An 11,917-nucleotide genomic window follows, 5' to 3' on the forward strand; every position below is an offset into this window, starting at 1 on the left:
GGCGGCGGTCGCGATGGCGAACAGCCGGGCCCGGTCGGCGCGGGCCAGGCCGGCCTCCGAGAGGCGGACGTGGACGGCCTCGGCGAGCAGCGGGTGCGGGCCCAGCGTGTCGGTGACGGGGGCGCCGTACTCGGCGGCGAGCCCGTGCAGCGCGGGCAGGAAGTCGTGCGGGCCGGGCACCAGTGGCACCACGACCGGCGCGGGCAGGCCGGCCTCGGCCGTCTCGGCCAGCAGCTCGGCGACGGTGCGCTCGTCGCCCGTCTCGCCGTCACCGGACGGCAGGTAGCCGGCGACGGTCCGGACGCCGTTCTGCTCGCTGCGGACGATGGACAGCAGCTCCTCGACGACGGACCGGGAGTCAGGCCCGGCGGCCGCGGGGACGGCGAGCAGCAGGGCCGGGGAACCGGTCGGGATCTCGGGGCGCTCGGGACGGCGGTGGCGCCCCCGCGCACGGGAGCCTGGGGTGCGGACGGGCAGTGGCGCGCCCGGGATGGCTGCGGTGCTCATGGCGGAGATCGTAGGACATCGGCCCACCCGGTCCGCAGTCGGCTGCCGAACCGGAAGGGCGGCCACTGCGAAAATCGGACATAACCGGCCCTCGAACGGCGGTTCTCCCGCTACCCGGTCAGATGCGCTGGAACGGGAACCGCGTTGCGGTCTCCGTGCGTGAGATGTCTCACAGCGCGCGGGCGAGCTGACGGAGGGTCACGGGAGGGCGACTCCCGGCGTTCGAAGATCAACACTCGGCGGGTGGTCGCCTACGGGCGGTTATCGGAGACTTGCCGATTCAGTCGGCTATGTCCGTTTACGTACCGTCAGCAGGGGGCCTTGTGAAGAGTTCCGGTTCGGTGTCGAAAAGGCCGTGCACCTGCAATGTCCCGTGCTGATGCACGTGCACTGGAGCTATCATCACGTCAAGTGAGGCGTTGTGCCGGGCCGGTACGGGGCCGGCCCGTCCGTTCGGCCGGGGCCGGGGCGCCGAGCTGAACGACCCACTCCGGAGCTCTTCGGGAGATTTCTATGCACGACACGCGTGACACGCACGATTCGTACGACACGTACGACCCGTACAACGGGATGGCCGCGACCGACCTTGAGGGCGTGGTCTGGCAGAAGAGCCTGCACAGCAACTCCCAGGGGAACTGCGTCGAGTTCGCCGCCCTGCCGGGGGGCGAGGTGGCGATGCGCAACTCACGCTTCCCGGACGGCCCGGCGCTCATCTACACCCGGGCCGAGATAGCCGCCCTGCTCCTGGGGGCGAAGGACGGGGAGTTCGACCACCTGGCGGTCTGACCGGCCGCCGGCTTCACCAATCGGGGGGCCGTCGTGGGTGCTGACACCACGACGGCCTTTGTCTTGTCCGGACTCCCGCCGGGAGGCACGGCCCGGGTCCCCGCGCCTGAGCGCGTCTGAAACTCACGGCCTGCGCGGGCCGCCACCGTGCCGAGCCGCCGCACGCGGATCGGAGGGGGCCGTCACCGCCGGGGGCTGCCGGTGCCCGCTGCCCGAGGGTCGCCGGTCGCCGCTTCCGGAGGTGCCGTTTCGCCGTGCTGTGGTGGTTCCGTGGTTCCGTGGTCCCTGGGCCGTTCCGCCGCACGCGGGGTCGGCCGGGTGCCGCCTAGGCCGAGCGCCGGTGCCGTCCGCCGAACTCCGCCGCCGGGGCGGACGCCGGTCGCGACGTCTCCTCGGCCTCGAACAGCGCCCAGACGATCTTGCCGCCGCCCAGCGGGTGCCAGCCCCAGGAGCGGCTGAACGAGTCGACCAGGTGCAGGCCCCGGCCGGACTCCGCCACGAAGTCCGCCTCGCGGGCCACCGGGCCGATGCTGCTGGGATCGCTCACCGCGCAGACCACCTGGGGCGCGCGGTGCACGAGGCTTATTCGGATCGGCAGCCGGCTCTCCGCCGCCGGGGACGTGGGAAAGTCGTAGTCGTCCACCGCGGTGGGGCACGCGCCGATGGCGTGCCGCAGCGCGTTGGTCACCAGCTCCGACGCCACCAGCGCGACATCGTCGAAGAGCTCGCCCAGCCCCCAGCGCTGCAGGGAGCTCCTGGCGAAGTCGCGCGCGGTTCTGACGGCCTCATAGCGGGGCGCGAGCGTACAGGTGACCACATGGGGGTCGACTGCCAAGGCCGTTCCGGTGCTCATGAAGAGCTCCTCCCATAAGGGGGCGGACACGGCTGGACCCGCCGGGGTCATGCCGGTCACCTCCGACTCGCTCGGCCGCACGGCCGCCCTCGACCAGGCGCGCGCGCACGAGGGCCCGGAGGCGCGGGGCGCTGCCGGGCCGGTGCACGGAATCGCGCGTGGGGTCGACGCGGAGCCCGCGGGATTGCCAGGGATGTGCAGGTGCACGTGCACCATCGTGCTCTGCGCTCACTGCAGATGCAAGAGTCGATTCACGTGCAGTCGTTCAAATGGCATATGCAAGCGCCGGATGCACGTGCATTCTGGTGTGCGGAGTGCGGAACTGATAGGAACATCCGTCAGTATCGGCACCGTGAGCGCTCAACTGATGGCAGACTGTGCGCTGTTTGCCCTAGGTGGAGGTTAGGACCGCATGACCACAGTTCAGCCGGGCGGCGGCTCGATGGTCCGCCGGATCCTCCTCGGCTCCCAGCTGCGCCGGCTCCGCGAGACGCGTGGCATCACCCGCGAGGACGCGGGCTACGCGATTCGCGCCTCCGAGTCCAAGATCAGCCGGATGGAACTCGGCCGGGTCAGCTTCAAGGAACGTGACGTCGCCGACCTGCTCAGCCTCTACGGCGTGGACGACGGCCTCGAACGCGAGGCACTGCTCGGCCTGGTCCGCGAGGCGAACAAGTCGGGCTGGTGGCACAGCTTCAACGACGTCCTGCCGGGATGGTTCCAGACCTATGTCGGCCTGGAGGAGGCCGCCGCCCTCATCCGTACCTACGAGGTCCAGTTCGTCCCCGGCCTGCTCCAGTCCGAGGAGTACGCGCGGGCGGTTTTCGGCCAGAGTCGGCCGGTGATCAGCGAGGAGGAGGTGGAGCGCAGGGTCAGCCTGCGCATGCGCCGCCAGAAGCTGCTCACCGAGGGCAACAGCCCCCGGCTCTGGGCGGTCATCGACGAGGCCGCGCTGCGGCGGCCCGTCGGCGGGCCCCAGGTGATGCGCGGCCAGGTCCAGTACCTGATCGACGCCGCCGAGGAGGCCAACGTCGTCATCCAGGTCATGCCGTTCCGCTTCGGCGCGCACGCCGGTGAGTCCGGCGCGTTCACCATCCTGCGCTTCCCCGAGCAGGACCTCGCGGACGTGGTCTACCTGGAGCAGCTGACCAGCGCGCTGTACCTGGACAAGCGCGACGACGTCGACGCCTACATCCAGGTGATGGAGCGGCTCTGCGTGGACAGTCTCACGCCCGAGCGCACCATCGACCTGCTGGCCTCGATCCTGAAGGAACGCTGAGCGGCAGCCGGGAGGCGACCGGGAGACCGGGAGCGGACCGGAGCACGACGGGGGAGCGGCTGCGGCGGGCGGCCCAGGTGCCAGGGCAGGTCGTAGCGGCCGAACAGGTCGGCGCGGATCGGGGGCAGCGGCACCTCCGCCCCGGGCAGCAGCACTCCTATGCAGCCGCCCATCAGCGCGCTGCGCAGCACCGCGTGCTCGGCCGCCGGGTCCGGCGCCCCCCAGTCGCGCAGCAGTCCCTGGAGGATGGCGCCGAGCCGCTGCTGCTCCGGGTCCTGGACGAAGGCGCCGGTGTCCGGGTCGAGGATCAGCGCGAGGTGCGAGCGCATCACCCTCGGGTGGTCCATGGCCAGGCCGAGCACCGTGTCGATGGCCCGGGCCAGCCGGGCCTCCGGGCCGGCGTCGCGGGCCAGCTCGTCGAGCGCGGCCGAGAGCGCCTGGTGCATCATCCGGTGGGTCGCGGACTGCATCAGCAGCCGTTTGCCGTCGAAGTAGTAGGAGAGCAGCCCGCGCGCGAGCCCGGCCCGCTCGGCGATGTCGGTCAGGGTGGTGCCGGCGTATCCGCGCTGGTCGACCAGTTCGACGGTGGCCCGCATGATGCGTAGCCGGGAGCGCTGGCGCATCTCCTCATTGACCGAATCCCCGCGAGGTGCCATCGTGTCTGCTCCGTACGTTCGTTGGCTGGCGGCCAATATACTGGCCGGGCCGGCGACCGAACCGTGGCGGCCGGCGCTCGGCCGGGCGGTCGGGTTCGGTTCGTACGGAGGCGCCGGCTCTACCAACACGGGGGTTTGGTAGAGCCGGCGCCCTGCTCGTGGATCAGCTCTTGCTGAGGATCTCGCCGCGCCGCCCGTCCAGGTCTTCCCGGCTCGTTGACTGATAATCATAGTCCGGCACCGACAGGGGAGTTGCCCTCTTCCGGCGGTCGAGCACGGCGCCGGCGCCGGCGACCACCAGGCCGACCAGCGCGACCGCGGTGACGAAGAGCAGCGCGGGCCGGTAGCCGTCCAGCTGGGCCTGGGCGCCGGTGCCGCCGTCGCTGCCGGCGGTGATGATCGCGGTGGCGCCGGCCAGCACGACCGCGGTGCCCACCTGGACCGCGGTGTTCACCAGCCCGGAGGCGAGCCCCTGCTCCTCGTCGGCCACCCCGTCGGTGGCGGCGATGTTCACCGAGGGGAAGGCCAGCGCGAAGCCGACGCCGAGCAGCACGATCGACGGGAGCACCAGCGCCGGGTAGGAGCCGTGCTCGTCCAGCCGCATGAACAGGGCGAACGCGCCGGCCAGGGCCAGCAGCCCGATCGGCATCAGCCGTCCGGTGCCGAAGCGGTCCACCACCGGGCCCATGAAGGGCGCCGACAGGGCGACCATCGCACCGGCCGGGAGCAGTCCGAGCGCCATCGTCAGGGCCGACCAGCCGAGCAGGTCCTGGAGGTAGAGCGTGACCACGAACTGGAAGCCGCCGTACGCGCCGGCCATCGTGAAGGCGATCACGTTGGCCCGGGCGACCGCGCCGTTGCGGAAGATGCCGAGCCGCACCAGCGGGTGCGCGGTGCGGCTCTCGATCACCAGGAAGGCCGCGACGAGCAGCACCACGGCGGCCAGCGAGCCCAGGGTGCGCGCGCTGAGCCAGCCCGCGCCCTGCGCCTCGGTGGCGGTGAAGACCAGCAGGAGGACGGCGCCGGTGCCGGTGATGGCGCCGAGCACGTCGTAGCGGCCGTGCGGCTTCTCCTCGACCGGGCGGGGGAGCAGCCGGATCGCGAAGACCAGGGCGATCAGCGCGATCGGGACCGGCATCAGGAAGGTCCAGCGCCAGCCGACCGAGGTGAGCAGCCCGCTGAGCACCAGGCCGAGCGAGAAGCCGCTGGCGCCGCAGGTGGCGTAGATCGACAGCGCCCGGTTGCGGGCCGGGCCCTCGGGGAACGTCGTGGTGATGATCGACAGGCCGGCCGGCGCGGTGAAGGCGGCCGCGACGCCCTTGATGAAGCGGGCCGCGATCAGCAGGCCGCCGTTGTCGACCAGGCCGCCGAGCAGGGAGGCGGCGGCGAAGACGGCGAGCGCGACCAGGAAGACCCGGCGGCGGCCGAGCAGGTCGGCGGTGCGGCCGCCGAGGAGCAGCAGTCCGCCGTAGCCGAGTACGTAGCCGGAGACCACCCACTGCAGGGTGGAGGTGGACAGGTGCAGTTCGGAGCCGATGGACGGGAGGGCGACGCCCACCATCGAGACGTCCAGGGCGTCCAGGAAGAGCGCGGCGCAGAGCACGATCAGGGTGCCCCAGAGGCGGGGAGTCCAGTGGTCCCCGGCTGCTGACGGTGCGTCGGGTGTCGCGGCGGTCGCTGTGGTCATGGTCGAAGAGGCTACATGCATGTGCATCCAATGCAAGTGAATTAGATGTGAACGCATAAGTTGACGTCGCCCGTGATACTGTGGCGACGTGGCTGAACTCGACTCCCCGGCGGAGGCAGGTCTGGTCGCCCAGTGGCGCGACCTGCTGGCCCGTCATGCCCAGACCGCCTGCCTGCTCGACCGCGAACTCGGTGAGAAGCACGGCCTGGGGATGAGTGAGTTCGAGGTGCTGGAACGCCTGGTCGAGGGCTGTGACGGCGCCGGCCGTGGGCTGCGGGTCCAGGAACTGGCCCCCACCGTGCACCTCAGCCAGAGCGCGCTCTCCCGGCTGATCGGCCGGCTGGAGAAGGCCGGGCTGGTGATGCGCGCGATGTGCACCGACGACCGGCGCGGGATCATGGTCGCGCTGACCGAGGAAGGGTGCCGGCGCTACACCGAGGCGCGCCCGCTGCACCGCGAGGTGCTCTCGCTCACCCTGGCCGACGACCCGGTGGCCCCCTGCGGGCCGATCACCGGCTGACCCCCGGCCAACCCGCCCGCCGCGCACCCGCGTTGACGGTCGGTCCGGCCGCTCAGCGCAGCGCGAGCAGGCCCGGTGCGACGGCCAGAACGACGGCCGCGGCGGGCGCCGCGAGGGCGACCAGGGTCAGCCGCAGCCGGTTCGGCACGGACAGCCGGGGCCGCCCCGCCAGCAGCCGGTCCACCCGCTTCGGGGACTGCGCCAGCCCCGGCGGGCAGGCGCCGAACACCCCGCGCCCCAGATTGATCTCGGCCAGCGCGAGGGCGGTGGTGTGCCGCCCGTGCCGGCGCGCCGCCCGGTCGTCCGCCGCCAGCTCCACCAGCTCGCCCACCTGGTCCCGGAAGGCGCTGAACACCCCGACCCCGGGAAAACCGGAGGCGAGCGCCTGGGCGCCCTGCGCCAGCCAGTGGTGCCGGGCCCGGACGTGTCCGCGCTCGTGGCTGAGCACCGCCGCCAGCTCCCGGTCGGTCAGCTGCCGCATCGCCCCGGTGGTCACCACGAGGCGGGAGTCGTGTCCCGGCAGCGACCACGCCTCCGGGCGGACGTTCTCCAGCACCACCAGCCGCTCCCGGCGCGGCCGGGCGCCCTGACCCGAGGCCGGCTCGATCGACTCCGGCAACGGTGGTGACAGACTGGCCAGTTGGGCGTGCCGGCGGTCGCGCAGCGCCTTCGCGGTACGGACCTCACGGGTCAGCGCGAACACCGTCTGCAGGCCGCCCGCCGCCAGCACCGCCGCGCAGAGCCGGCCCCAGCCCTCGGCGTTGTGCAGTCCGTACGCGTCCTCCACGCCGTTCGGCGCGCAGGAGAACAGCAGCTCGCGCAGGGCGGGGAGGGCGGCCATCGCGGCGAGCGTCAGGCTCAGCGCGCAGCACAGCAGCACGGCCACCACCAGGCACTGCCAGACCAGCAGCGCCAGCACCGGTTCGCGCTCCACCCAGCGCGCCCGGGTCAGCAGCCGGGGAGCGACGGTGGCGAGCAGCAGTCCGAGCAGCAGCAGGCCGAGCAGGGCCGTCATGGCATGGGCTCCCCGAGGACGCACGGAGCGCGACAGTGCGCTTCCCGTCAACCTATGCGCTGGCGGGGCGCCGTGGTACGACTTTCGGCCACCCGTGACCAACGCCACGGCCGCGCCCCGGCGTGGCGGGTCCTCCCGGCCCCGCGCGACGGCTACATGGTCAGGAGCATGGCGAACATGCCGATGACCATCGACAGCCGGCAGGCCCGGGGGAGCCCGGCCGAGGCCACCGGCACCCCGCCGGACCCGTTCAGCAGCCGGCCGCCGGACCACAGCGCGTACCCGCCGAAGTAGGCGAGCAGCGCGCCGGTCAGCGCCGGCGAGCCGGTCGCGGCGTGGTGCCCGGCGTGACCGGGCCCCGCCGCCATCGCGAGCGCCATGTAGGTCATCGCCAGCGCGCCGACCGCGTGGTGCAGCCGGTGCGCGCGCCGGGCCGGGTGGCGGACGGCGGCCAGCAGCAGGAGCACGGCGGGCGGACCGTACACCCAGGCCCACACCTCGCCCGGCACGGCCGTCCCGGTCACCGCCATCGCCGCCATCCCGCAGCCCATCAGCCCCTCGGCGAGGTCCGACTCGTGGGCGCGCAGCCGCAGCCGCCGCAGCCCGGCGGTCGCCCCGTCCGCCGGGCTGCACGGGGCGCGGCGCAGCCGGGAGAGGCAGTAGCCGCCGGAGGCCGCGGTGAGGGCGGCGAGCAACCAGCTGACCAGGTCCGGACCGTGCAACGTCGGCCTCCCGGGCGGCGCGGACGGGCGTCCCGTCCACGATCACCGCTCACCGCCCCCGGCAGCAGGGCGCGTGCGGGGGCGCATGGACGTGCCCACCGTGGTGCGACGGGAGGCCCACGCCGGGGGGCGGCGTCCCCCGGTGGCGGCGGCCGGACACGCGCGGCAGGGTCGGCTTGGGAGGCTTCGTCCGGTGCCGTCCGGAAGATCCCGCCGGCCGTTCACCGCCTGCCGCGCCCGCTCCAACCGGAGGCCGCCGAAGATCCGCCGCCAAGACCCCCCTTGAACAGAAGAACCTTTCGTACTTATGGTGGTCTCGTTGAAAACCCTCCTGTCGAAGTGAGTCCCCGATGCAGAATCTTTCGCCAAGGCTCGCTGTGGCGGCCGACGCCCCGGTCCAGAACCTCGCCGAGCACCCCGCCTGGCTGCGTCTGAAGGACGCCGTCGAGTCCCTGCGCCCCCTGCAGTCCAAGGACGGCTCCATCGACCTGTCCGCCGTGCAGCGCCACACCGTCGACCCGCTGGTCGCCACCGTGCGCACCGCCGTCGCGGAACTGGCCCCGCACTTCCCGCACGACGCCGCCTACCTGGCCGCCGTCGACGCGGACCTGGCCAAGTGGGCCGACACCGGCTACCGGGAGCCCGACTTCCTGGACTCGCTGCTCGCCTTCCAGCCCGCCGACCAGCGCGAGGACGGCCTGCAGCACCTGGTCGTCTTCCCGATGTACACCCAGAACGGCAACCCGAACCGCAACCTTGAGGCCGTCCTGCTGAACGTCGTGTGGCCCGAGTGGCTCGCCGAGCTGGAGCGGACCCGCTTCGACAACCCGATGTTCGTGCCGATCACCTTCAACGACTTCACGGCCGGCTACGACACCAACTCCGCCGTCCTCTTCCCCGAGACCGTGGCCGTGCGCAAGGCGCCGGAGCGTTTCACCTGGGGCGGCATCTTCTGCGACCGCGAGGCCGCCCGCTTCCGCGTGGTCACCACCAACGCCGTCGACCTGCTCGGCCTGGAGATCCCGGCCGACGCCGCGAGCCTCCTGGAGGACCAGGAGCGCGCGCAGCAGACCTTTGTGCTCTGGGACCTCATCCACGACCGGACCCACAGCCACGGCGACCTGCCGTTCGACCCCTTCATGATCAAGCAGCGCAGCCCGTTCTGGATGTACGGCCTGGAGGAGCTCCGCTGCGACCTCACCACCTTCAAGGAGGCGGTGCAGCTGGAGGCCGAGGGCAACGAGCACGCCCGCGACGTCCAGTACGCCGTCCTCTTCGACCGCCTCTTCCGCTTCCCGGTCAGCGGCGACCGCGTGCGCAACTACGACGGCATGGGCGGCCAGCTGCTCTTCGCCTACCTGCACAAGCACGACGCGCTGCGCTGGCGCGACAACCGCCTCAGCATCGACTGGGACCGCGCCCCGCAGGTCACCAACGCGCTCTGCGCCGAGATCGAGACCCTCTACCGCGACGGCATCGACCGCCCCAAGCCGGCCCACTGGATCGCCGCCTACGAGCTGGTCTCCCGCTACCTCACCCCGCACCCCGCCTCCACCTGGGCCAAGGGCACCGAGGCGCTGCCGTTCGACCTCACCGACGGCAAGGCGCTCAACAAGGCCCTGTGCGACGCCGTGCTCCCCGACGAGTTCCCGCTGAGCATGTTCTACGAGGCCCTCTCGAAGAAGCTCAGCGGCGTCATCGCCTCCACCACCGGCATCACCGGTGCCGGCCTGCAGGGAGTCGCCGCGTGACCACCGCACCCAAGGGACCGCTGACCGGCAAGGTCATCGCCGTCGCCGGAGCCAGTGGCCCGGCCGGCCAGGCCGTGCTGCGCCGCCTCACCGCCGACGGCGCCACCGTCATCGGCGCCGACATCGACGCCCAGCGCCTGGAGGCCGCGCTCGACACCGTGCGCGTCGCCGTGCGCGGAGCCCGGCTCAGCGGCCAGGTCATCGACCTCCTCGACCCGCAGGAGGTCCACGACTGGGCCGACCACCTGGAGGCCGAGCACGGCCACGTCGACGGCGTGTTCCACCTCGTCGGCGGCTGGCGCGGCAGCAAGACCTTCTTCGAGAGCCGGATCGACGACTGGGACTTCCTGCACGACACCGTCGTGCGGACCCTCCAGCACACCTCGCTGGCGTTCCAGCCCGCCCTGGTCCGCAGCGAGTCCGGCCGCTACGCGATGATCTCCGCCGCGGCCGCGCACAAGCCGACCGCGGGCGGCGCCGCCTACGCCGCCGCCAAGGCCGCCACCGAGGCCTGGACGCTCGCCATGGCGGACTCCTTCCGCAAGGAGACCACCGCCGAGGACGGCAAGCCCACCGCCGCGGCTGCGATCCTGGTGATCAAGGCGTTGGTCAGTCCCGAGATGCGGGCCGAGAAGCCGGACGCGAAGTTCGCCGGCTTCACCGACACCGCCGACCTCGCCGCACACCTGGCGGGCCTCTGGGACCGCCCCGCAGAAGAACTGAACGGACAGCACCTGTGGCTGACAGCCCAATGACCGACCACCCCGCGACCGACCTCACCGGCCGCACGGACGCGGTACGGCGGCACGACCCCGCCGTCCGCGGCTTCGCCAGCGACAACTACGCCGGCGTGCACCCCGAGATCCTCGCCGCGATAGCCCTCGCCAACGGCGGGCACCAGATCGCCTACGGCGAGGACGACTACACCGCCCACCTGCAGGACGTCTTCCGCGGCCACTTCGGCGAGCGGGCCGAGGCGTACCCCGTCTTCAACGGCACCGGCGCGAACGTCGTCGCCCTGCAGGCCCTGCTCCCGCGCTGGGGCGCGGTGATCGCCGCCGAGAGCGCCCACATCAACGTGGACGAGGGCGGCGCGCCGGAGAAGATGGGCGGCATCAAGCTGCTCACCGTCCCCACCCCGGACGGCAAGCTCACCCCCGAGCTCATCGACCGGCAGGCCTGGGGCTACGGCGACGAGCACCGCGCGCAGCCGCTCGCGGTCTCGATCACCCAGAGCACCGAGCTCGGCACCCTCTACACCGTGGAGGAGATCCGGGCGATCGTCGACCACGCGCACCAGCTCGGCATGCTGGTCCACGTGGACGGCTCGCGCCTGGCCAACGCGGCCGCCTCGCTCGGCGTCCCGCTGCGCGCCTTCACCACGGACGTGGGCGTCGACGTGCTGTCCTTCGGCGGCACGAAGAACGGCCTGCTGTTCGGCGAGTGCGTGGTCGTGCTCAACCCCGAGAAGGTCCGGAACATCAAGTTCCTGCGCAAGACCTCGATGCAGCTCGCGTCGAAGATGCGCTTCGTCTCGGTCCAGTTCGAGGCGCTGCTCTCCGGTGACCTCTACCTCCGCAACGCCGGCCACGCCAACGCCATGGCCAGCCGACTGGAGGCGGCGGTCCGCGGGATCGACGGCGTCACCGTCGTCCGTCCCGCCCAGGCGAACGCGGTGTTCGCGATCCTCCCGCGCGAGGTGAGCGAGCGGCTGCAGAAGCGTTACCGCTTCTACTTCTGGGACGAGCACACCGGCGAGGTCCGCTGGATGTGCGCCTACGACACCACGGAGGCCGACATCGACGCCTTCGCGGCGGCCATCGCCGAGGAGATGGGCCGCGGCTGAGGCCTGATCCAGGCCCCGAGCCCCGCCGATCGTCCCGTCCTGCGCCAGCAGGGCGGGACGATTTGCATGTGGCGTGCCGCCTCCCATACAGTTCCGGAGTCGCCGCGAGAGAGCGGGGACAAGTGGAAAGCGAAGTCGGGTGAATGAAACTCCGGAAAACGGAGCGGAAAACATCTGATAAGCTGGAAACACGAAAGAACGAAGCGCCCGGAAGGCCGGTGTGAAAGCCGCCTGATGGAAGCGTCCGTTCCTTGAGAACTCAACAGCGTGCCAAAAGTCAACGCCAGATATGTTG

Annotated in this window: 11 protein-coding genes and 1 pseudogene; 6 read left to right on the plus strand and 6 right to left on the minus strand. The window is 72.0% G+C overall.

The annotated features are described in order from the left end of the window. Positions 1 to 507 (minus strand): annotated as a pseudogene (locus ABD308_RS05700) (hypothetical protein); the annotation flags it as partial. Positions 508 to 1,020: 513 nt separating this feature from the next. On the opposite strand from ABD308_RS05700, the gene ABD308_RS05705 reads away from it, so the two are divergent. Beyond that, the gene (locus ABD308_RS05705) at positions 1,021 to 1,293 is read left to right on the plus strand and encodes a DUF397 domain-containing protein (RefSeq protein WP_344327616.1); all 273 of its coding nucleotides are present in this window, start codon (positions 1,021 to 1,023) and stop codon (positions 1,291 to 1,293) included. A 325-nt stretch (positions 1,294 to 1,618) separates the two neighbouring features. Here ABD308_RS05705 and ABD308_RS05710 read toward each other — a convergent pair whose 3' ends face one another. After that, on the minus strand, positions 1,619 to 2,146 hold the full coding sequence (locus ABD308_RS05710; protein ID WP_344327619.1) for an ATP-binding protein: 528 nt from the start codon (positions 2,144 to 2,146) through the stop codon (positions 1,619 to 1,621). Between the two features lie 412 nt (positions 2,147 to 2,558). Between ABD308_RS05710 and ABD308_RS05715 the strand changes: the two genes are divergently transcribed. Continuing rightward, positions 2,559 to 3,425: a helix-turn-helix domain-containing protein gene (locus ABD308_RS05715; protein ID WP_344327623.1), complete on the plus strand. Its 867-nt coding sequence runs from the start codon at positions 2,559 to 2,561 to the stop codon at positions 3,423 to 3,425. Here ABD308_RS05715 and ABD308_RS05720 read toward each other — a convergent pair. Both ABD308_RS05720 and ABD308_RS05725 read right to left on the minus strand, forming a co-directional pair. Further along, positions 3,335 to 4,048, minus strand: a complete 714-nt coding sequence (locus ABD308_RS05720; protein WP_344327629.1) for a TetR/AcrR family transcriptional regulator — start codon at positions 4,046 to 4,048, stop codon at positions 3,335 to 3,337. The genes ABD308_RS05715 and ABD308_RS05720 overlap by 91 nt on opposite strands. 196 nt (positions 4,049 to 4,244) lie before the next feature. Then, complete coding sequence (locus tag ABD308_RS05725; RefSeq protein WP_344327633.1) at positions 4,245 to 5,768, minus strand: MFS transporter; 1,524 nt, start codon at positions 5,766 to 5,768, stop codon at positions 4,245 to 4,247. Between the two features lie 88 nt (positions 5,769 to 5,856). Between ABD308_RS05725 and ABD308_RS05730 the strand changes: the two genes are divergently transcribed. Continuing rightward, entirely contained in the window at positions 5,857 to 6,288 is a 432-nt protein-coding gene (locus tag ABD308_RS05730; protein ID WP_344327652.1) for a MarR family winged helix-turn-helix transcriptional regulator, read from the plus strand. 52 nt (positions 6,289 to 6,340) lie between these two features. Here ABD308_RS05730 and ABD308_RS05735 read toward each other — a convergent pair whose 3' ends face one another. Continuing rightward, on the minus strand, positions 6,341 to 7,303 hold the full coding sequence (locus ABD308_RS05735; RefSeq protein ID WP_344327658.1) for a M56 family metallopeptidase: 963 nt from the start codon (positions 7,301 to 7,303) through the stop codon (positions 6,341 to 6,343). Between the two features lie 152 nt (positions 7,304 to 7,455). Further along, complete coding sequence (locus tag ABD308_RS05740) at positions 7,456 to 8,025, minus strand: DUF5134 domain-containing protein (protein ID WP_344327664.1); 570 nt, start codon at positions 8,023 to 8,025, stop codon at positions 7,456 to 7,458. Between the two features lie 350 nt (positions 8,026 to 8,375). Between ABD308_RS05740 and ABD308_RS05745 the strand changes: the two genes are divergently transcribed. From ABD308_RS05745 to ABD308_RS05755, 3 genes are read left to right on the plus strand one after another with little or no spacing between them, the layout of a single operon-like run. Next, the gene (locus ABD308_RS05745; protein ID WP_344327695.1) at positions 8,376 to 9,776 is read left to right on the plus strand and encodes a DUF6421 family protein; all 1,401 of its coding nucleotides are present in this window, start codon (positions 8,376 to 8,378) and stop codon (positions 9,774 to 9,776) included. Beyond that, complete coding sequence (locus tag ABD308_RS05750) at positions 9,773 to 10,531, plus strand: SDR family oxidoreductase (protein ID WP_344327704.1); 759 nt, start codon at positions 9,773 to 9,775, stop codon at positions 10,529 to 10,531. Before ABD308_RS05745 ends, ABD308_RS05750 begins: the two co-directional genes overlap by 4 nt. Beyond that, entirely contained in the window at positions 10,528 to 11,622 is a 1,095-nt protein-coding gene (locus ABD308_RS05755) for a threonine aldolase family protein (RefSeq protein WP_344327713.1), read from the plus strand. Before ABD308_RS05750 ends, ABD308_RS05755 begins: the two co-directional genes overlap by 4 nt. Positions 11,623 to 11,917: the final 295 nt, after the last annotated feature.

Source organism: Kitasatospora putterlickiae (assembly GCF_039527695.1).
GTDB classification, from domain to species: Bacteria; Actinomycetota; Actinomycetes; order Streptomycetales; family Streptomycetaceae; genus Kitasatospora; species Kitasatospora putterlickiae.

Bases quoted from the DNA above. Each gene is read 5' to 3' on its own strand.
- ABD308_RS05705 (WP_344327616.1), top strand. From the start codon at position 1,021: ATGCACGACACGCGTGACACGCACGATTCGTACGACACGTACGACCCG.
- ABD308_RS05710 (WP_344327619.1), bottom strand. From the start codon at position 2,146: ATGAGCACCGGAACGGCCTTGGCAGTCGACCCCCATGTGGTCACCTGT.
- ABD308_RS05715 (WP_344327623.1), top strand. From the start codon at position 2,559: ATGACCACAGTTCAGCCGGGCGGCGGCTCGATGGTCCGCCGGATCCTC.
- ABD308_RS05720 (WP_344327629.1), bottom strand. From the start codon at position 4,048: ATGCGCCAGCGCTCCCGGCTACGCATCATGCGGGCCACCGTCGAACTG.
- ABD308_RS05725 (WP_344327633.1), bottom strand. From the start codon at position 5,768: ATGACCACAGCGACCGCCGCGACACCCGACGCACCGTCAGCAGCCGGG.
- ABD308_RS05735 (WP_344327658.1), bottom strand. From the start codon at position 7,303: ATGACGGCCCTGCTCGGCCTGCTGCTGCTCGGACTGCTGCTCGCCACC.
- ABD308_RS05745 (WP_344327695.1), top strand. From the start codon at position 8,376: ATGCAGAATCTTTCGCCAAGGCTCGCTGTGGCGGCCGACGCCCCGGTC.
- ABD308_RS05755 (WP_344327713.1), top strand. From the start codon at position 10,528: ATGACCGACCACCCCGCGACCGACCTCACCGGCCGCACGGACGCGGTA.